19 protein-coding genes are annotated in these 19366 nt (G+C 68.7%); 15 read left to right on the forward strand and 4 right to left on the reverse strand.

Annotated elements, in window-relative coordinates; translation table 11 throughout:
• Positions 1–107: 107 nt before the first annotated feature.
• The 6 genes from ACZ7L1_RS29675 to ACZ7L1_RS29700 all read left to right on the forward strand — a co-directional run bounded on the left by ACZ7L1_RS29675 (position 108) and on the right by ACZ7L1_RS29700 (position 6680).
• The gene (locus ACZ7L1_RS29675; RefSeq protein ID WP_471441346.1) at positions 108–1322 is read left to right on the forward strand and encodes a L,D-transpeptidase; all 1215 of its coding nucleotides are present in this window, start codon (positions 108–110) and stop codon (positions 1320–1322) included.
• Between the two features lie 352 nt (positions 1323–1674).
• Positions 1675–2904: a L,D-transpeptidase gene (locus ACZ7L1_RS29680; protein ID WP_471441348.1), complete on the forward strand. Its 1230-nt coding sequence runs from the start codon at positions 1675–1677 to the stop codon at positions 2902–2904.
• Positions 2905–2991: 87 nt separating this feature from the next.
• Positions 2992–3759, forward strand: coding sequence for an enoyl-CoA hydratase/isomerase family protein (locus ACZ7L1_RS29685; protein ID WP_471441350.1), 768 nt, complete (start codon positions 2992–2994; stop codon positions 3757–3759).
• Positions 3760–4072: 313 nt separating this feature from the next.
• A complete protein-coding gene (locus tag ACZ7L1_RS29690; protein WP_471441352.1) occupies positions 4073–4576 on the forward strand; it encodes an ATP-binding protein in 504 nt (167 codons plus the stop codon).
• A gap of 62 nt (positions 4577–4638) precedes the next feature.
• Positions 4639–5505, forward strand: a complete 867-nt coding sequence (locus ACZ7L1_RS29695; protein WP_471441354.1) for a polysaccharide deacetylase family protein — start codon at positions 4639–4641, stop codon at positions 5503–5505.
• Positions 5505–6680 (forward strand): YVTN family beta-propeller repeat protein, encoded by a 1176-nt coding sequence (locus ACZ7L1_RS29700; RefSeq protein ID WP_471441356.1) that lies wholly within the window; start codon positions 5505–5507, stop codon positions 6678–6680. Before ACZ7L1_RS29695 ends, ACZ7L1_RS29700 begins: the two co-directional genes overlap by 1 nt.
• A gap of 7 nt (positions 6681–6687) precedes the next feature.
• On the opposite strand, the gene ACZ7L1_RS29705 is transcribed toward ACZ7L1_RS29700, so the two are convergent.
• Entirely contained in the window at positions 6688–7329 is a 642-nt protein-coding gene (locus ACZ7L1_RS29705; protein ID WP_471441358.1) for a GNAT family N-acetyltransferase, read from the reverse strand.
• 48 nt (positions 7330–7377) lie between these two features.
• Between ACZ7L1_RS29705 and ACZ7L1_RS29710 the strand changes: the two genes are divergently transcribed.
• From ACZ7L1_RS29710 to ACZ7L1_RS29720, 3 genes are all read left to right on the forward strand, one after another.
• A complete protein-coding gene (locus ACZ7L1_RS29710; RefSeq protein WP_471441360.1) occupies positions 7378–8292 on the forward strand; it encodes a MerR family transcriptional regulator in 915 nt (304 codons plus the stop codon).
• Positions 8293–8351: 59 nt separating this feature from the next.
• Complete coding sequence (locus tag ACZ7L1_RS29715; RefSeq protein ID WP_388998701.1) at positions 8352–8564, forward strand: EF-hand domain-containing protein; 213 nt, start codon at positions 8352–8354, stop codon at positions 8562–8564.
• 236 nt (positions 8565–8800) lie between these two features.
• On the forward strand, positions 8801–9487 hold the full coding sequence (locus ACZ7L1_RS29720) for an NADPH-dependent F420 reductase (protein ID WP_471441459.1): 687 nt from the start codon (positions 8801–8803) through the stop codon (positions 9485–9487).
• Between the two features lie 130 nt (positions 9488–9617).
• Here ACZ7L1_RS29720 and ACZ7L1_RS29725 read toward each other — a convergent pair whose 3' ends face one another.
• Together ACZ7L1_RS29725 and ACZ7L1_RS29730 are read right to left on the reverse strand one after the other, a co-directional pair.
• Positions 9618–10175, reverse strand: coding sequence for a glycoside hydrolase family 25 protein (locus tag ACZ7L1_RS29725; RefSeq protein WP_471441362.1), 558 nt, complete (start codon positions 10173–10175; stop codon positions 9618–9620).
• 98 nt (positions 10176–10273) lie between these two features.
• Positions 10274–11305 carry a phosphatidylinositol-specific phospholipase C domain-containing protein gene (locus ACZ7L1_RS29730; protein ID WP_471441364.1) on the reverse strand — a complete coding sequence of 344 codons (1032 nt, stop codon included), beginning with the start codon at positions 11303–11305 and terminating at the stop codon, positions 10274–10276.
• Between the two features lie 613 nt (positions 11306–11918).
• On the opposite strand from ACZ7L1_RS29730, the gene ACZ7L1_RS29735 reads away from it, so the two are divergent.
• The 6 genes from ACZ7L1_RS29735 to ACZ7L1_RS29760 all read left to right on the forward strand — a co-directional run bounded on the left by ACZ7L1_RS29735 (position 11919) and on the right by ACZ7L1_RS29760 (position 17807).
• Positions 11919–12203, forward strand: a complete 285-nt coding sequence (locus ACZ7L1_RS29735; protein WP_263232186.1) for a hypothetical protein — start codon at positions 11919–11921, stop codon at positions 12201–12203.
• Between the two features lie 4 nt (positions 12204–12207).
• Positions 12208–12564 (forward strand): hypothetical protein, encoded by a 357-nt coding sequence (locus ACZ7L1_RS29740; RefSeq protein WP_471441366.1) that lies wholly within the window; start codon positions 12208–12210, stop codon positions 12562–12564.
• A 212-nt stretch (positions 12565–12776) separates the two neighbouring features.
• A complete protein-coding gene (locus ACZ7L1_RS29745; RefSeq protein ID WP_471441368.1) occupies positions 12777–13067 on the forward strand; it encodes a lactococcin 972 family bacteriocin in 291 nt (96 codons plus the stop codon).
• Between the two features lie 130 nt (positions 13068–13197).
• Entirely contained in the window at positions 13198–15294 is a 2097-nt protein-coding gene (locus tag ACZ7L1_RS29750) for a bacteriocin-associated integral membrane family protein (RefSeq protein WP_471441370.1), read from the forward strand.
• Between the two features lie 52 nt (positions 15295–15346).
• Positions 15347–15997, forward strand: a complete 651-nt coding sequence (locus ACZ7L1_RS29755) for an ABC transporter ATP-binding protein (protein ID WP_471441372.1) — start codon at positions 15347–15349, stop codon at positions 15995–15997.
• A gap of 409 nt (positions 15998–16406) precedes the next feature.
• A complete protein-coding gene (locus tag ACZ7L1_RS29760; RefSeq protein ID WP_471441374.1) occupies positions 16407–17807 on the forward strand; it encodes a glycosyltransferase family 39 protein in 1401 nt (466 codons plus the stop codon).
• A gap of 108 nt (positions 17808–17915) precedes the next feature.
• Here the strand turns inward: ACZ7L1_RS29760 and ACZ7L1_RS29765 are convergent, their stop codons facing one another.
• On the reverse strand, positions 17916–19283 hold the full coding sequence (locus ACZ7L1_RS29765; protein ID WP_471441376.1) for an L-serine ammonia-lyase: 1368 nt from the start codon (positions 19281–19283) through the stop codon (positions 17916–17918).
• Between the last annotated feature and the right edge of the window lie 83 nt (positions 19284–19366).

Consider the following 19366-nt stretch of genomic DNA (forward strand, 5'->3'; position numbering starts at 1 on the left):
ACGGCGTCCCGGCCGCGTACCCTCATCCCGTCGTCCTCCCCCCTGTTCTGCCCAGTGCGCGGCTCGCACTCACGTTTCCCGGGAGCGGCTGGGTCGTTGAGATCGTCGTGACGCACGCACACACGCGCGCGCGGCGCGCAGGCGCCGCACTGGCCGCGGCACTGACTTGGGCGGCCCTCCTGGCCGGCTGCACCGGCCATGGACTCGACGGCGTCTTCGGAAAGAATCCGGCGCCCGCGGACCTCATCCGGATCTCCCCCGACGACGGCAGCAGGGCCGTGCCGGCCGGCCGGCGCCTGCGGGTGCGGGTGGCGAGCGGCCGCCTGGAGTCGGTGACCGTCGTCAGGTCCCAGGACGCCCGGCAGTCCCCGGTCCCCGGCCGTCTCTCGGCGGACGGCACCGTCTGGGAGCCGGACGACCCCCGCCTCGCCCTCGCCGCCCGGTACACGGTCGACGCGGTGGCCCGCGACGGCCACGGCCGCCGCTCGGCCCGTCACGCGACGTTCACCACGTTCGTCCCCGAGCAGCGGTTCATCGGGTACGTCATCCCGGAGGACCGCTCCACCGTCGGCACCGGAATGATCGTGTCCCTGCAGTTCAACCGGCAGATCGAGAACCGGGCCGCCGTCGAGCGCGCGATCCGTGTGACCGCCAGGCCCGCCGTCGAGATCCGCCCGCACTGGTTCGGCAGGGACCGCCTGGACTTCCGGCCCGAGGACTACTGGAAGCCGGGCACCCGCGTCACCGTCACCCTGCGACTGCGCGACGTGGAGGGCGCGCCCGGGGTCTACGGACAGCAGTACCGGACCGTCGCCTTCACCATCGGCCGCAGCCAGGTCTCCGTCGTGGACGCGGCCCGGCACACCATGCGGGTCCTCCGCGACGGCCGGCTGCTCGCCACCGTGCCGATCACCGCGGGCGCCCCGAAGACCACGACGTACAACGGGAAGATGGTGGTGATGGAGATGCTCCCGGTCACCCGCATGAACAGCCGCACGGTCGGCTTCGGCGGCGAGTACGACATCCCGGACGTCCCGCACGCCATGCGCCTGACCGAGTCCGGCACGTTCGTCCACGGCAACTACTGGGCCCCGGAGGCTCCCGGACACAGCAACGTCAGCCACGGGTGCGTGGGCCTGAAGGACGTCAAGGGCGGCCGCTCCGACACCCCGGCGGGCTGGTTCTTCGACCGCAGCCTCGTCGGCGACGTCATCGAGGTCGTGCACAGCGACGACAAGCAGGTCGCTCCCGACAACGGGCTCGGCGGGTGGAACATGAGCTGGAGCGACTGGACAGCGGGCGGAGCCGTCAACCAGCCCTGAACGGGCGGGTGTCAGCGGGAGTATTCGGCGTTTCGAGCATCGAAACGGACTTTCGCCCACGCCTTCGGCCACCGCGATGCAACCTCAGGCCGGTGCCAAGCATCAAGTGCTATGAAACGAAGATGTTGCCCGCGATGACCTGAAAGGGTGACAGCCCGGCTCAGCGGCACGTCAGGGGGGCGCATCCGGCAGTCGACGGTGCGCCTGCGCGCGGTCCCCGGTGGGGACTGAACAGTGACAGCGGCGGGGAGTCATCGGGCCGTGGCGTGTGATTGATTTGCGCAATGCGCGTGCGGGACGCGCCGGCGTTGGGGGGCCTGAGGCGATCAGGCCGTGCGAGGGGAGAGGGAACGTGAACGGGCGACCCATATCGGGCGCGTCGACCGGTGCGCGGGGACGTGGTGGCAAGAGATTCTCGGCGCTGATACTCGGTGCCCTCCTGCTGACCGTCACCGCGTGCGGCGGGGGAGGGGGAAGCGGTGACGCCAAGGACAAGGACTCCGGCAAGGCGGCGGCCAAGCAGTCGCAGGCCGTCGTCACCATTGCCCCGAAGGACGGCGCCAAGGACGTGGACACCGGCGGCGCCCTCGAGGTGACCGCGGCCAAGGGCAGACTCACCCAGGTCAGGGTCGAGGACCTCAAGGGCCACGAGATCGCCGGGACCATCACCGGCGACGGTGCCTCCTGGACCCCGTCGACCCACCTCGCCGCGGCCACCACGTACAAGGTCCACGCGGTCGCCGAGGACGCCTCGGGCCTCACCTCCGCCGCGGACTCCTCGTTCACCACGCTCACTCCGAAGAAGACCTTCGTCGGCGTCTACACGCCCGACAACGGCTCCACCGTCGGCGTCGGCATGCCGTTCTCGGTCCGGTTCAGCCGGGGCATCACCCACCCGGCCGACGTCGAGAAGGCCATCACCGTCAAGACCGAGCCCGCCGTGGAGGTCCGCGGCCACTGGTTCGGCAACGACCGCCTCGACTTCCGGCCCAAGGACTACTGGAAGCCCGGCACCAAGGTCACCGTGAACCTGAACCTCGACGGCGTCGAGGGCCGCCCCGGCGTCTACGGCGAGCAGGCCAGGACGGTGAGCTTCACCATCGGCCGCAGCCAGGTCTCCACCGTGGACGCCAAGGCGCACACGATGGTCGTCAAGCGGGACGGCAAGGTCGTCAAGACCCTCGCGGTCACCACGGGCAAGGCCGGCTACGACACCTGGAACGGCCAGATGGTCATCAGCGAGCGCCAGGTGGTGACCCGGATGAACGGCGAAACGGTCGGCTACGGCGGCGAGTACGACATCAAGGACGTGCCGCACGCCCAGCGCCTGACCGACTCCGGCACCTTCATCCACGGCAACTACTGGGGCGGCGACGCCTTCGGCAACTACAACGCCAGCCACGGCTGCGTCGGCCTGCGCGATGTGAAGGGCGGCTACGACAGCTCGGTGTCGGCCGCCTGGTTCTACGACCACTCGATGCTCGGTGACGTCGTCATCGTGAAGAACTCCCACGACGCCACGGTCGCGCCCGACAACGGGCTCAACGGCTGGAACATGCCCTGGGACCAGTGGATCAAGTAACGGCCGATCCGCAGTGACCGGGCCCGGTGTGCCGCTGTGAGCGAGCACACCGGGCCCGCTGTCGTTAGTCCCCGTTAACCTCCTCCCATGACTGTGCATCTCGAAGTCGCCGAGGGCGTGGGCACCCTCCGTCTGGACCGCCCGCCGATGAACGCGCTGGACGTCGCCACCCAGGACCGGCTCAAGGAGCTCGCCGAGGAGGTCACGCGCCGCGACGACGTGCGCGCCGTGGTCCTCTACGGCGGGGAGAAGGTGTTCGCCGCGGGCGCGGACATCAAGGAGATGCAGGGCATGGACCACACCGCGATGGTCCTGCGCTCCCGCGCCCTGCAGGACTCCTTCACCGCCGTCGCCCGCATCCCCAAGCCCGTCGTCGCCGCCGTCACCGGCTACGCCCTGGGCGGCGGCTGCGAGCTGGCGCTGTGCGCGGACTACCGCATCGCCGGCGAGAACGCCAAGCTGGGGCAGCCGGAGATCCTGCTCGGCCTCATTCCGGGCGCGGGCGGCACGCAGCGGCTGGCCCGGCTGATCGGCCCGTCCAAGGCCAAGGACCTGATCTTCACGGGGCGCCAGGTGAGGGCGGACGAGGCGCTGACGCTGGGCCTGGTCGACCGGGTCGTACCCGCCGAGCAGGTGTACGCCGAGGCGCACTCCTGGGCCGCGAAGCTCGCCCAGGGTCCGGCGATCGCGCTGCGGGCCGCCAAGGAGTCGATCGACACGGGTCTTGAGACGGACATCGAGACCGGTCTCGCCGTCGAACGCAACTGGTTCGCGGGCCTGTTCGCGACGGAGGACCGCGAGCGCGGGATGCGCAGCTTCGTGGAGGAGGGGCCGGGCAAGGCCAAGTTCGTCTGAGGACCCGCCTGAAGGGCGTAACCTGAGAATTGTTCAGCAAGTCCCGCTGATCCACTCCCAGTTGACGCGGCGTCCCGTTTCCTGTCCCTCGATGGGGCGGATTATGGAAGCCTTAAGGCAGCCTTAAGGCTGTCGCGCCGATCTCGCCCGGTGATTGCCCCCAACTGGCTCGTTTCCGCAGGCCAGTTGGGGTGCGACAGTCCCTGGCTTGCGGATGGCATATGCCGGCCGAATGGTGAGGAATGTGTGCTTCCCGGGGGCGCATTCCGTCGTAACGACCCCGAGCCCCCTTCCGGACGGCCATGATGGGTCCATGGCGGGGCTGGAGGGTATGGAGCCGCCGCGGCGGCACGGGGGTGCCACCGCGGCACGCTGGTCGCCTGCGGTCGAGGACGAACAGGCGCTCAAGGCGCTGGAGTTGTACGGGAACCCCGCCGAGGCCGATGTGCCGCTGCCGTCCCGGCCGGAATCCGCCGCCACCGCGCGCAGGCTCGCCCAGGTCGTGATCCTGCGGCAGTGGGGGCTCGGCCCGCGCATGACCGAGGACGCCGTCCTGCTCGTCTCCGAACTCGTCGGGAACGCCGTACGCCACACCGGCGCTCGTGTCTTCGGATTACGGATGCGGCGGCGCCGCGGCTGGATCCGCGTCGAGATCCGCGACCCCTCCCGCGGACTGCCGTGCCTGATGCCCGTACAGGAACTCGACCTCAGCGGCCGTGGCCTGTTCCTCGTCGACAAACTCGCCGACCGCTGGGGCGTCGACCTGCTGCCGCGCGGCAAGACCACCTGGTTCGAGATGCGGGTCGCCGACCGGTGAGCACGACCCGCCCCTTCCAGGAAAAGGTCAAATCGTCGATTTCAGCATCAACACGTCCTTAAATGGGGAGAGTGACCACCCCCGTCCCTCCCTCCTCGTCCAACCGTGAGACCGACCGTGAGACGGACACCGCGCGCACGGTGCCCGGCCGCCGCGCGGCTCTGCGCGCGGGCGCGGGGCTCGCCGCCGCCGGTGCCCTCGCCGCCGCCTGTTCCCCAGGCGACACCGTCGTCAACCGGCCCCTCCCGTCCCGCGCCACCGCAACCTCGCGCTCCGCCACCGGATCGCACGCCCCGGTCGCCGCACCCGTCCCGCGCTCCTTCCCGGGGCAACCCGCCCAGATCGCGAGCGGTCCACGCAGCCGTCCCCGGGTCGCGCTCACCTTCCACGGCCAGGGCGACCCCTCCTACGCCACGGCGATCCTCGACGCGGCCGAGAAGGCGGGCGCCAAGGTCACCGTCCTCGCGGTCGGCACCTGGCTCGACGAGCACCCCGAGGTCGCCGGCCGCATCCTCGCGGGCGGTCACGACCTCGGCAACCACACCCTGCGCCACCTCGACATCAACACCATGTCCGAGCAGCAGGCGTTCGCCGAGATCAAGGGATGCGCCGAGCGGCTGTGGCACCTCACCGGAGGCATCGGCGCCTGGTTCCGTCCGTCCCGGGCGCAACGCGCCACCCCGCTCGTGGAACGTCTGGCCCGCCGCGCCGGCTACCCGCACATCCTGTCGTACGACCTCGACTCGCTCGACTACACCTCACCGGGCGCCGCCGCCATCACCCGCAAGGTCACCGACGACATCCACAACGGAGCGGTGGTGAGCCTGCACTTCGGGTACCCGGACACGGTCGCCGCCGTCCCCGACATCCTGCACGCACTCAAAGACCGCGGCCTCGCCGCGGTGACCATCACGGAGCTGCTGAGCTGATGCATCCCTCGACCGTCACGCGCGTACTGATCGCCGGCGCCGCCCTCGCCGTGCTGGCCGGCTGCAGCAGCGGATCCCCCCACAAGAAGGACGAGGACACCGCCTCCAAGACCCCCGTCCGGAGCGCCCAGCCGCAGGCCCCCCAGGGACTGCCGGGCATGCCGCCCGTGCTCGACCCCAAGGACGTCTACGCCGCAGACCGCCCGGGGCAGCTCTCCCCGGTGGTCAAGGGCTTCCAGTCCCGGGTCTACGTGCCCAACACCAACTCCGACACCGTCTCCGTCATCGACCCGAAGACCTACAAGGTCATCGAGACGATCCGGGTCGGCCGCCAGCCCCAGCACGTGGTGCCCTCCTGGGACCTGAAGACGCTGTGGGTCAACAACGACCTCGGCAACTCCCTCACCCCCATCGACCCGGGGACCGGCGAGGCGGGCAAACCGGTCGCCGTGCACGACCCCTACAACCTGTACTTCACACCGGACGGCAAGTACGCGGTGGTGATGGCCTCCAAGGACCGCCAGCTGGTCTTCCGCGACGCGCACACCATGAAGGTGAAGAAGGCCGTCCCGGTGAGCTGTTACGGCGTCAACCACGCCGACTTCTCGCTCGACGGACGCTACTTCATCGTCTCCTGCGAGTTCAGCGGGGAACTGCTCAAGGTCGACACCGAGAAGATGAAGGTGATCGGCCAGCAGAAGCTGCCCCACCGCGGTGCCATGCCGCAGGACGTCAAGATCTCCCCGGACGGCAAGAAGTTCTACATCGCCGACATGGTCGCCGACGGCATCTGGATCCTGAACGGCGACACCTTCGCCGAACCGTCCTTCCTGCCCACCGGCAAGGGCACGCACGGGCTCTACGTCAGCCGCGACTCCCGCGAGATGTACATCTCCAACCGGGGCGAGGGCACCATCTCCGTCTTCGACTTCAAGGAGAACCGGCTGACCAAGAAGTGGCGCCTGCCGGGCGGCGGCAGCCCCGACATGGGCGGTGTCTCGGCGGACGGCAAGGTGCTGTGGCTGTCCGGCCGCTACAACTCCGAGGTGTACGCCATCGACACGCAGACCGGTCGGCAGCTGGCCCGGATCAGGGTGGGCAGCGGGCCGCACGGCCTCGCCGTCTACCCCCAGCCGGGCCGCTACTCGCTCGGCCACACGGGCGTCTACCGCTGACGCCGCCCTACCGCGCGAGGAGCAGTGCCTCCGCGCCGACCGGCAGGTACCCCGCCGCCTGGAACGCCCGCATGCTGCGGGCGTTCCCCGGTGCGATCTGCGCCCACACCGGCTCGGCCGCCAGTTGCCGGGCCGCACCCACCAGCCGACGCCCGAGCCCCCGCTGCCGTACCCCCTCGTCCACCTCGACCGAGACCTCCAGCCGCCCGGCGACCCCGCGCCCCAGCACGAGCACGCCGCCGTCCGCCGCCCAGGCGCGCACGTCGTCGCGCCGCCGGCGGGCGTAGCCGACCCGGGGATGGTCGGGCTCCTTGATCTCCTCCAGTGCGAGCGACGGCTCGCCCGGCAGGGGAGCCCCGACGAGGAGCGCGTCGATGGTCTCGGCCCCGCGTCCCGTCCGCTCCATGAGGGCGGCCAGGAACCGGGCGTTCATGGTGGCGGCCAGGGGGTCGCAGTCGGTACGCCGCAACGTCTCCCGCACCCATCGCGGATCCTCGTCCGTGAACACGACGGAGTGCGCGGTGAAGGCGAGGACCCCCGCATCCCGGCGGGAGGGCTGCGGCACGACGGTCGTCCGGCCGTCCGGCGGCGGGAAGACGCCCCGTGCCGCCGCGTCCAGGATGCCCCGCAGAGTCTCCGCAACCGCCACCGTACGCTCCTTGAGTCTCCACCCACTGGAAGGCCCAGACTCGCAGACGTGATCGACGACGGCACCGGCCTCTTCACCATCGGCGACCTGGCCCGCGCCACCGGACTGACCGTGCGCACCATCCGCTACTGGTCCAACGAGGGCGTCCTGCCCCCGGTGGCCCGCTCCACGGGCGGCTACCGGCTGTACGACGCCGCGTCCGTGGCGCGCCTGGAGCTGATCCGGTCCCTGCGCGAGCTGGGCCTCGGCCTGGCAGACGTGCGCGGAGTGCTGGGGGGCGAGCGGACGGTCGCGGAGGTGGCGGCCGCGCACGTGGCGGCCCTGGACGCGCAGATCCGGTCTCTGAAGGTGACCAGGGCGGTGCTGTCGACGGTGGCGCGACGGGGCTCGAGTGCGGAGGAGATGGCTCTGATGAACAAACTGGCGCGGCTTTCGGCGGCAGAGCGGAAACGGATCATCGATGACTTCATGGCGGAGATCTTCGAGGGTCTCGACACGGTGGACCCCGACATCCGCAAGCGGCTCCGGTTCGCCGCGGGGAACCTGCCCGACGACCCCACGCCCGAGCAGGTCGACGCCTGGGTGGAGCTAGCGGAGCTGATCCAGGACCCGGACTTCCGCGCACACATGCGCAGGATGGTCGAGTTCAACGCTGCGGACCGGGGACCGGACGTCCCGGCAGGAACGTCCCTGTGGTTCATGAGCCGCCTGGTGCAGTTGGCGGCCCAGGCGCTGCGGCAGGGCATCGCCCCTGAGGCGCCGGAGGCCGAGGACGTGTTGCGCGAGCTGCTCGGCGACGGGGACCGAGCCGCCGTACTGGAGCGTCTGACGGCGGTCTCGAACGTCCGACTCGCCCGCTACCGTGAGTTGACCGCCGTCGTGAACGGCCTCGAACCCCTGCCGTCCCCCGACGAGGAGTTCGCCTGGGTGGTCGCGGCACTGAGGGCGCGCGTGGCCCGTTAATCTGACCTGCGTCAGTACGACAGCAAGACAGAAGAAACGCGACACAAAGGGGCGGACCGGTGGCGGACATCGAGGAAGCACGCAAGCACTTCGAGCGGATCGACGCGGACGGTGACGGTTTCATCACCGCCGCCGAGTTCAAGACCGCCCTGGCTCAGGGGGGCGACTGGAACGTCACCGAGGCGGTGGCCGAGGCCATCATCAAGTCCCGTGACCTCAACGGTGACAAGGTGCTGTCGTTCGACGAGTTCTGGGCACACCTGAGCAAGTGACGCGACAATGTGGGGCGCCGGCCGTTCGGGCCGGCGCTCCCTTCGTCGTGCGCGGCGGCTGTCCGTAGGTTCGATACGCCGACTTCGTCGTCACCGGTACCACGGACGGCCGCCACCGTGCCGCGCACTGCATCGCCTCGGGGTCTCGGACGGACGTCACCCGTTCGCCCGCGGACGGAATAGCCCGCCGTGTCCGGTGGTTGGGGACAGCCCACAGAGGCTGTGCACGAACACCGATCCCCGGAAGGGCGAAACACATCATGAAGATCGGCATCATCGGCGCGGGCAACATCGGCGGCAACCTCACCCGGCGGCTCACCGCCCTCGGCCACGACGTCTCCGTCGCCAACTCGCGCGGCCCGCACACGCTCACCGCACTCGCCGAGGAGACGGGCGCGACCCCCGTCACGGTCGACGAGGCGGCCCGCGGCGCCGAGGTCGTCGTGATCACGATCCCGGTGAAGGCCGTACCGGACCTGCCGCCCGGGCTGCTGGACGGCGCGGCGAAGGGGGTCGCCGTGATCGACACCGGCAACTACTACCCGCAGCAGCGGGACGGGAGGATCGCGGCGATCGAGGACGAGGGCCTCACCGAGAGCCGCTGGACCGAACGGCAGATCGGCCACCCTGTGATCAAGGCCTTCAACGGCACCTACGCCCAGGACATCCTGGAGCGCCCCCGCCCGGCCGGCGCCCCCGACCGCATGGCGCTCCCGGTGGCGGGGGACGACGAGTCGGCGAAGGCGAGGGTCAGGGACCTGATCGAGGAGCTCGGCTTCGACACGGTGGACGCGGGCGGCATCGACGACTCCTGGCGCCAGCAGCCCGGCACCCCGGTGTACGGCCTGCGCGCAGGCGCCGACGAGGTCACCAAGGCCCTGGAGCAGGCGTCGCCCGAGCGCTCCGCGGAGTTCCGCGCGTAGGCGTCGCCTCATCGAAGCGCGTCCGGCGACCCCGCCGGGCCGCCGGACGTCAGCCCTACGGACCTCGGCCGCGGAGTCGGCGAGCGCGACGCCCGGGGCATGGCCCGCCCGGGCGGCGGGCCGGCTCCGGTCAGGCGTCCCCGGCCCACTCCTCGAGCGCCGCCTTGCTGGAAAAGTTCGCCACGTTCCGGTCCACCGGGTCCGACGTGTACTGGTGGAAGCGCCACCCGGCCTTGATCCGGGGCTGTCCCGCGGTCACGTAGTCGGCGATCCACAGGCCGTCCCCGGCGTAGGACGTGGTGTCGATGGTCAGCCAGAAGTGGCGGCTGGTGTAGAGGAGCACGCGGTTGTCCGGGCGGAGCTGCTTCACCTTGCGGATGAAGGCGTCCTTCTCCGCGTTGCTCGCGTGCGTCCCGTCCCCGGTCGTCTCCCAGTCCACCGCGAGCAGATCGTCCGCCCTCTCCGGAGCCTTCCCGACGAAGTACTCGGCCTGGGCGGTGATGTCACCCGGCCACAGGAAGTGGTAGAAGCCGACCACACAGCCGGCGTCCCGGGCGGTCTTCGTCTGGGCGGAGAGTTTCGGGTTCACATACGAACGCCCCTCCGTCGCCTTGATGAAGACGAAGGAGAGGCCGTCCGTGTCGTACGCGGAGGACTGGTACGCGCTGACGTCGATGCCTCGCAGCATGGGGGCTCCCTGAAGAGGTGGTGGGGGGAACGGGCATCGACAGGGATCGATGCCTGTTGTCACCTTTGTACGCGTGGTATGCCCCCTGGGTTCGGACGTCAGCCCCGGTCGACCGCCGAACTGAGGACCGACGCCGACTTCGCCGCCCAGTCGGAGGTGATCACACTGGCGTGGTCGTGGGCGAGCAGCGACAGGCGTGCCGCCACCTCGGCGTCCGTCGGGTCGGTGGACGAGATCGCCGGGGCGACGCCGGCCGCGTCCGTCGTGATCAGGATGTAGTGGTTGGTGTCGTACCAGGACGTGTCGTAGCCGTTGTTGACGTACGTCGCCGCGTCCCCGTCGAAGAACACGAACCACGGGCGGATGGAGGTGTCGTATCGGCCGGTGCGCGGGTCGCCGGGGGCCGCGCCGAGAACCGCGGGGAAGGCCTGAGCCTTGGAGATGTTCCCGGCGGCGTACAGGTCGCGCAGGTAGTCGCCGTACTCGCGGTCGGTCCAGTAGTGGTCGAACGGGTTGTTCATCTCGACCGTGCCGGGGATGAGTTCGAAGACGACCTTGCCCTTGAGGGAGTCCCGGGACGGCCAGGCGTTCGCCTTCGCGGCGGCGTCGAGCGTGGAGTAGGAGGAGCCGAGCAGGTCGGACGGCTTGTAGACGATGCTGCCGAGCTTCTGCTGCACCAGCGCGTCGAATTCGTCGGGTCCGAGGCCGCCGTTGTTGTTGAAGCCGTTCTTCATCTCCACCTTGAAGACGATCGGCCGGTGGTCCGGGTGCAGCTGGTGCCAGGCCGCGATGTTGTCGAGGCAGCTGCCGAGGTCCTGGTTGCGGCTCTTGCTGTACAGCTCGCTCGGACTCTTCGCGGCCTCGCAGTTGTTGTCGTCGCCGAACGGATTGCTGTGACTGACCCGCCAGCGCTTGCTGATGCTGTCGGTGTAGACGTCCAGTTCCAGAAGTGAGGCCCCCGAGTCCAGGGCCTGGGTGAAGTAGGTGTACTTGGCCTTGTCGTACGCGTTGTGCGTCCCGATCGTGGTCACGTCCGCGAACGTGGGCGACGCCGCGTGGGCGTTCCCCGGTACCACCATCAGCATCGCGGCGGCACCCAGCAGCGCCGCCAGCCGTCTCACCACACGCATGAGCCAACTCCCCTTCGTCGTCCATGAGTTGGCGGCAGCGTAGGAGAGGGTGGTTACCATGCGGTAGCCCCTGGACGAAGGGCAGGAGCGCACCGGCCGCACGTTCCAGGAGAACGCGGTTCGCTCCGACGCCAGGATCAGGTCGCTATGGCCGAAATTCCACCCCCTTCGCCGGGCAGCAGCCTGCCCTCCGTCAAGTGTGGTCCACATCACACGTATTTCAGTTGTGTGCAAAGTGACGGCAATGTAGCTTCATGATCGCCACCTGACCAGTGGCAAAAAATCGGGGTACAGCTTCATGCTTCGCCGCTCGACCAGCGGCGAGAATGCAAGATCGTGTTCAGCCGTGTGCGGACACGCCGTCTGGCCTCTTGTGGGCCAAACCGGGGGAATTCTTCATGTCTTTCCATGATGACCGGCAGTGGCAAGAGCCCTGCCGACGAGGCCGAGTGGGCAGTCAAGGCATCCGCGTCAGCTGCGGTTCTGCGGGCCTCCATCGTCGATAAGCCGACAGGAAATCAGCACGTCTCGGCAACCGGGCCGCAACATAAGCGGCCCGATGACGGTCAGTTGTGCCCCCCGTACGGAATATCGATCTCTTGGAGAAACGCTTATGCGTAAGTTGTTCGCCGCCGGCCCTCTTGTCGCCACCGCCGTCGCGGCGTTGCTCTCCTTCGGTGCCGCCGCTCCCGCGGAGGCGGCGAGTGGATGGGCGGCGCATGTGCAATGCACCAAGATGCGCATCTCCGACAACACGGCCCATGGATTCGTCCAGGGGCACGGCGAAGCCAAGACGCAGCCGGACGCCTGGAAGGCGGCCATCAAGAACGCCAACGACCAGATGCCCACCGGCTACCGCGCAAAGCACTGCACGAAGAAGACGATCACGAGGATCTGATGCCATGAGGGCGCGCACTCTGAGGTTCGGCTTGTACGCGGACGAACACGGACTGGCGTGGGTCAGGGGGCTCGTCGAGGAGGCCGCGGCTTCCCGGAGCGCACGAATCGTCGGAGTGACCGTCGCGCACACCCTCCCCGGGAGCGAACTGACGACCTCGGACGTGTACGACATCCTGGCGGAACAGTGGGCCTGGGAGCATCCCGACCAGGACCGCGGCGCGCGGGAACCGGTCGAGTTGGGCGTCCGGTTGGTCTGCTCCCTGCGGACATGGAGAGCGATCCGCAAAGCGGTGATCAAGGCTTTGTGTCCGGAGGGCATGGAGCCCCATGCCTGCCGCGTTCCGTGGATCGCCGCCTGATCCGGTTCGCGCATTCCGACGCCGCCGGCTCGGTGCGGCCATGAATTTCCGGCTTTCCTCCCACCGGTGTATTCGCTGCGCACGGTGGCCTGTTGTAAGGCCAGGAATCTCCGCGATCAATTTCGGCAAGCAAAAAGAATTGATCCGGTCATGTCGGAATCGTAAGATCAATGCGCCAATCAAGGCAAAATCAAACCGAAAAGGAATTCTTTATGAGAATCAAAGGCGGACTCAAGGCCGTTGCTGCGGCCGGCATCATAGTCATGGCCGCTGCCGCCCCCGCGCTGGCCAAGTCGGTCGACGTCAGCGGGGGTAGGTGGAGCTACGACGTGGGCGCGAACTACGCGTATTCGAACTTCTACCACAAGGTCAATTACCACTCGTCTTCCGTGCACGGGGCGATCTGGGCCTACAGCGGCTGCACCAAGAACGGGACGTGGTCCAAGGCCTCGGTGGAGAAGTCGGACATCCGCAACGACGCGTTCTACGACGCCTCCTGCTGACATCGCTCCACACGCGGCCCCTCAGGGTTGCGAGGCCTGACTGCGGGAATGCCGTCCCGCCCGCAGTCAGGCTTTTCACAGCACATCCCACGACACGCGCGCTCCCCGAGTGCCCGAACCTAGGTAACCGATGCTGCACCGAGGTATCAAGTTCGTCCACGCCGCCGTGCTGGTCATCTCCACGATGACGGCCTTTCTGTTCGTGCGAGGGCTGGACGAGGAGTTGGTCCTGGGTAATTCGGCTCAGATCTGGGTGTTCGACTCCAACGATTCGGTGAGCGGTGCACAGGTGACCCGCGCCATCGCCTCGTTCTCGGTCGAGCACAGGGTCTCGGTGGCTCGTGAGCTGCCCGACGCGAGGAATCCCGACGGGCGTCGGCATCTGTATCTGACCTCGGGTGTCCCGAAATCCGATGCTGCGTCATGGCTGGACGAGGGCTACCCGGAGTTCAGCAGACACTACGCCACGGACGTACATCCGATCGCCGATCTCGGACAGCGGGACCCCCGGGGCTACTACTACGTCTTCGGATCGTCGGAGGCCGCGGATGCCTTGGTCGCCGAGTTCGCGGATCTCGGCCTGCGGGCAAGCGTGCAGCACCCACTCTCGTACCGCGAACTCGTCCTTCGATTCTCGGGCGGCGACCTGTTCCGGTCCTTCCTGGTGGTCGCTCTCGCCGCCGTGACGATGACCGGTGCAAGCGTGCTGCTGAGCGCGAAGGCGTACGGGGTACTGCGCCTGCAGGGCAAGTCCTTCATGGACATCCTCGCCCGTGACCTCAGACAGTTGGCGTTGTTCTGGTCGGTCGCAGCCGGTGCAGTGGCCGCCGTCGTGTCGGCTCTTCTCGGCTTCTACAACGGTCTCGCCTGGCTGGGGCTGTTCGCCGCGGTGACCGCGGCCCTCGCAGGCGTGCTCATTGTGCTGGTACTGGCCACCCATGCCGCCGTGCTCGCGCTGACCTTCAAGGTCGAGGTACTGCGTGCCCTCAAGGGCGAGCTACCCGCCCGGGCGGCGTTCGTCTGCACCTACCTGGTGCGTATCCCCGCGCTGCTCCTCGCCCTCGGCATCGCCATGGACATCGCGCTGGCCGGCCAGGACGTGCTGGCGCGTCAGGCCGACCAGGACACCTACGCCAAGGTGGGCGACGCCGTGACCATCCGCCTCAACGGCAGCCTGGTGGGCCAGGAGGAGCAGGTGATCACGCAGGTGGGCCGGTGGCTGCGCCGGGCCGACGCGGCGGGCGAGATCATTGTCGCCGGGCGCCGCGATCTCCAGGACGCCTCCTCCGACGCGCACCTCCCACAGGGCGAGATGCTCGTCGTCAACGACACCTTCCTCGCCCAGCAGCCGGTTCTCGGCCCGATGGGGCGGCGGTACTCTCCGGTGGCTCAGGACGGGAAGGCGTCAGAGGCCCATGCGGTGCGCCTCATCGTCCCCGAATCCCTCGGTCGCCACGCATCGGACATCAGCGCGGCGGTCCCCGATGTCCTGGGCCGACTGGATCCCGAACTCCGTCGGCATTTGAGGGTGGAGACACTCCGAGCGCGAAGTGGCCAGCGCGTCTTCGGCTACAACTCCGGCGGACGCCCGAACGAGGACCGGTCGCTGGTGCGTGACCCGGTCCTCGTCGTGGTGCCGAACGGTTCTAGGATCCTCACCGACGACACCTACACCGCGTTCGCCACCCAGGAGGGGATCATCTTCCCCGACCCCGAGGACGCCCTGAACGCCATGGCGGCCGACAAGAGCGGACTGGGAACGTATGTGACCTCCGTGCGGCCGGTCGGGCAGAGCGCCGCACTGCGGCTGAGGGACGCCGTCAACGGCCTCCGACTGCGGCTCTTCAGCCTCGTCGCAGGCGTGGCCGTGCTGCTCGCCACCGGTGTCGGCGTCTGTTTCATCCACGCGCGCAAGCACGCGCAGGCAGTTTTCGCGCAACACATCAGCGGTTGGAGATTCGCCGCAACCCACCGTTTCATCCTCGCGGTGGAAGCCGTCCTCGCGGCATTCATCGCCTGGTGGGTTCCTATCCAGGTCTGGCAACAGCACCAGGAAATCAAGGAGTTCACCTCCCGCGGCATCCCCGCTCCCTTCCCGCCCCTCCAGATCACCGCATCGGACCTCGGTGTCATTGCCGGGCTGGTCATCACCGAAGTCTGTGTCGTGCTTCTCGCTCTCGCAGTGTTCCACCGGCGCATCGTGACAGAGGGGGCTGCCGAGAGGTGAGCCGGCACAGACGCATTCCCCCCACTCAGCAGGAGCACTCAGGAGCGTTGTCGTGATCGATATTGTCAAGCTGTCGAAGACCTTCGGCACCCGCACTCTGTGGTCCGATGTCACCGCCACCGTGAGCCGCGGCGAGATGCTCGCCCTGGTCGGCCCCAGTGGATCGGGGAAGTCCACCCTCCTCAACTGCATCGGCCTTCTGGACAAGCCGAGCGCCGGGACGATCCGTCATGAGGGAAAGGACATAACCCGTTTCGGCCGGGGCGAGATCCGCCGGTTCCGTCGAGATGTTCTCGGTTACCTCTTCCAGAGCTATGCCCTGATCGAGAATGCCACCGTCGCGGCCAATCTGGAGGTTGCCGTCAAGCCGCAGCGGACCCTGCGGGGCAATGCCGGTACGACCATCGCCGAGGCCCTGGAGCGCGTTGGCCTGGCGGGACGGGAGAAGGAGAAGATCCACCACCTCAGTGGCGGAGAACAACAGCGTGTGGCGCTCGCCCGGCTCATGGTCAAGAAACCGGCGCTCGTGCTCGCCGACGAGCCGACCGGAGCCCTCGACCATGCCAACACCACAGTGGTCATCGACATCCTCCGGGAGTTGAGCGCTGACGGATGCGCCGTTGTCATCGCCACCCACGACGACTACGTGCGCGACCGATGCGACGCCGTCTTCTCGGTCCACGAGAGTTCCGTTGTCGCTTGAGCGGCGACCCCGGCCGTCGATCACACATCCGCCGGGCGTTTCGGCTACGGCGCCATGCTCTCGCACTGGCCTGTGTGCCAGAGAAAAACCGGACATGTACCGAAAGCAAGTGAAGGTCGCCTCTCCTGCGAGTCGAACAGCCTCTGCGGACTCCTCCGCCGTCGCTTCACCGCCCCGTCGGGCGGCCTTTGTCATAGCCGTCACGCTCACGGTGGCCGCGGCGCTGCAACAGCTTCTGATCATCATCGGGTTGGGGGGCCGGCTGCCCGGGTGGCAACCCTGGCCGTACCTGCTCGGAGCTGCTCCCGCTTGGCTGCTGTGCCGTCCCCGCTGGGCAAAGGCCGATGTACCGGCCCCTGTACAGAGGGCACTGGCCCTGCTGCGGCGTGTGCCGGCCGAGGTGTACGCCGTGGGCGTACTGCTCCTGGCGTGCGGCGTCTGGGCGTGGTTGCAGGACGACGAGCCTCACTTCGCTCACGAGGAAGCCGTCTACGCCAACAAGGCCCGCTCCTGGCTGGACGGCACTCCTGACGCGGGCTGGGGCCTCTACCGCCCGATCGGGCTTCCGGCTCTCGGCAGGCTCGCGCTCGCCGTACACGACGACGTCGGCGCCCTTCGCGTCGTCGCGCTGCTTCTGAGCCTGTTCACGCTCGCGGTCGTGTATCTCGTCGCCGCTCAGTGGATGTCGCGCCGCCGGGCCGTCGTGGTGATGCTCTTGCTGCTCAGCGGACTCGGTTTCCTCCGCCGGCTCCCTGAGTTCCTCAACGACATAGGCGCCACCGGGCTGTTGCTCATCGTGGTGTTCCTCCTGGTCCGGACGCAGGAGAAGAAGAACTCCCGGGCGCTGCTCCTGTTGCCGTTCGTCACACTGGCCGCCTTCTACCTGCGGTACGGAGTCGTCGGAAACCTGCTGGCGATAACTTTGGCCGCCGTCATCGCCTACGGGCCCCGTGCCTGGCTCGCCCAGGGGCGGCGCCTGGGTCTCGCGGCGGTGATCCTGGTACTCGGCCTCCTGCCGCACTTCGTCTACGCGACCCGAACCACCGGCTCACCGCTGGGAATCATCTTCTGGGCGACCGACCAGGCCGAACGCAGATTCATAGGCGACGGTCTCGTCTACTACGTCGCGATCTTCCCCTACCGCCTGGCCGGTGACTTGGGAGCCGTCGTCATGGCCGCGGGGCTCGTGGCGATGGCAGGGGCGGTACGACGACTGTGGCGTGCCCGTCGTGCGCATGGCGGGGAACTGCGTGCACATGACCGGCGAACCGCGTTTCTGGGCATGTCCGCCGTTCTGATCTGCGTCGTCCTGGGAATCGCCACGGACGGAGAGCCCCGGTTCATATACCTCTCGGTTGTGCTTCTCACCGTTTTGGGGGTCTCCGAGACGGCGGACCGGGTCGGCCACTGGGCGTCAGGAGTTCTTGCGGCCATCGCGGCCCTGACCGCGGTGACGGTGCTCGGAACCGCTCAAGTCGTCGCCCACGGCGCGATGCCCGGCCCGGAACGACTCGGTGCCTCCACCGTGCCCGTAGCCCGGCAGCTCGCCTCCGACGAGCCCTGTCTCCTGGTCACCGGATACGAGCCCGAGATGGGTTGGTACTCCGGGTGCGACGCGGTCACATACAGCCAGTACCGTCGGATGAAACCGCCCCCCCACACAAGAGTCAGCCTTGTGCTCTTCGAACGAGGTCGCTTGCAACCTGGCCCGGCGGCCCTGAAGCAGCTCATCGCCGGGCGGGCAACCACAACGCGGAAGATCCCCACCCGGGGAGCGGTCGGCGACGCGACGGTGGTCACCCTGCACTGAGACCCGGCCGAGCGACCCGACCACCCCGTGGCGCAGACGGCCGTGTGTCCCCTCAGGACCGGGGGCCGCTCCCGGCGGCCGCGACGTGCAAGGCCGGGGCCTGTTCCCTCAGCACTCGATGATGTTGACGGCCAGCCCGCCCCGCGCCGTCTCCTTGTACTTGACGCTCATGTCCGCACCGGTCTCCTTCATCGTCTTGATGACCTTGTCGAGGGAGACCTTGTGCGAGCCGTCGCCGCGCATCGCCATCCGTGCCGCCGTGACCGCCTTCACCGCGGCCATGCCGTTGCGTTCGATGCACGGGATCTGGACGAGGCCACCGACCGGGTCGCAGGTCAGGCCGAGGTTGTGCTCCATGCCGATCTCGGCCGCGTTCTCCACCTGCTCGGGGGTGCCGCCCAGCACCTCCGCCAGCGCGCCCGCCGCCATGGAGCAGGCCGAGCCGACCTCGCCCTGGCAGCCGACCTCCGCGCCGGAGATGGACGCGTTCTCCTTGAAGAGCATGCCGATCGCTCCCGCGGCGAGCAGGAAACGCACGACCCCGTCCTCGTCCGCGCCGGGTACGAAGTTGATGTAGTAGTGCAGGACCGCCGGGATGATGCCCGCGGCACCGTTCGTGGGAGCGGTCACGACCCGGCCGCCGGCCGCGTTCTCCTCGTTGACCGCCATCGCGTAGAGCGTGATCCACTCCATCGCGTGGGCCGTCGCGTCGCCCTCGGCGCGCAGCTGGCGCGCGGTGACGGCCGCCCGGCGGCGCACCTTCAGACCGCCGGGCAGGATGCCTTCCCGGGACATCCCCCGCGCCACGCAACGCTGCATGACCCGCCAGATGTCCAGCAGCCCGGAGCGGATCTCCTCCTCCGAACGCCACGCCCGCTCGTTCTCCAGCATCAGCGAGGAGATCGACAGGCCCGTCTCCTTCGTCAGCCGCAGCAGCTCGTCGCCCGTGCGGAAGGGGTACTTCAGGACCGTGTCGTCGAGCTTGATGCGGTCGGCGCCCACCGCCTCCTCGTCCACGACGAAGCCGCCGCCGACCGAGTAGTACGTCTTGGAGAGCAGCTCCTTGCCGTCGGCGTCGTACGCCCGGACCGTCATGCCGTTGGCGTGGTACGGCAGCGCCTTGCGGCGGTGCAGGATCAGGTCGTCGTCGAAGGAGAACGGGATCTCGTGTTCGCCGAGGAGCTTCAGACGGCCCTCCGCCTTGATCGCCTCGACCCGCTGGTCGGCCGTCTCGACGTCCACCGTGCGCGGGGAGGCGCCTTCCAGGCCGAGCAGGACCGCCTTCGGGGTGCCGTGACCGTGGCCGGTCGCGCCGAGGGAGCCGTACAGCTCGCAGCGCAGGGACGCCACCGACGCCAGCAGGTCCTCGTTGCCCAGCCGGCGGGCGAACATGCGGGCCGCGCGCATCGGGCCGACCGTGTGGGAGCTGGACGGGCCGATGCCGATCGAGAACAGGTCGAAGACCGAGACGGCCACGGGTGACTCCTCACTACGGGGGGTGGTGCCAGAAGGGGTGGTGCGGGGGTGCGGGCACCGCGCACGCCGGTACTCCCAGTGTG

The organism is Streptomyces sp. NPDC107546 (assembly GCF_055639175.1).

Excerpts from the sequence above, each read along its gene's own strand:
- ACZ7L1_RS29685 (WP_471441350.1), top strand. The coding sequence starts at position 2,992 with ATGACTGTGCATCTCGAAGTCGCCGAGGGCGTGGGCACCCTCCGTCTG.
- ACZ7L1_RS29700 (WP_471441356.1), top strand. The coding sequence starts at position 5,505 with ATGCATCCCTCGACCGTCACGCGCGTACTGATCGCCGGCGCCGCCCTC.
- ACZ7L1_RS29750 (WP_471441370.1), top strand. The coding sequence starts at position 13,198 with ATGCTGCACCGAGGTATCAAGTTCGTCCACGCCGCCGTGCTGGTCATC.
- ACZ7L1_RS29740 (WP_471441366.1), top strand. The coding sequence starts at position 12,208 with ATGAGGGCGCGCACTCTGAGGTTCGGCTTGTACGCGGACGAACACGGA.
- ACZ7L1_RS29725 (WP_471441362.1), bottom strand. The coding sequence starts at position 10,175 with ATGCTGCGAGGCATCGACGTCAGCGCGTACCAGTCCTCCGCGTACGAC.
- ACZ7L1_RS29695 (WP_471441354.1), top strand. The coding sequence starts at position 4,639 with ATGGGGAGAGTGACCACCCCCGTCCCTCCCTCCTCGTCCAACCGTGAG.
- ACZ7L1_RS29735 (WP_263232186.1), top strand. The coding sequence starts at position 11,919 with ATGCGTAAGTTGTTCGCCGCCGGCCCTCTTGTCGCCACCGCCGTCGCG.
- ACZ7L1_RS29745 (WP_471441368.1), top strand. The coding sequence starts at position 12,777 with ATGAGAATCAAAGGCGGACTCAAGGCCGTTGCTGCGGCCGGCATCATA.
- ACZ7L1_RS29730 (WP_471441364.1), bottom strand. The coding sequence starts at position 11,305 with ATGCGTGTGGTGAGACGGCTGGCGGCGCTGCTGGGTGCCGCCGCGATG.
- ACZ7L1_RS29690 (WP_471441352.1), top strand. The coding sequence starts at position 4,073 with ATGGCGGGGCTGGAGGGTATGGAGCCGCCGCGGCGGCACGGGGGTGCC.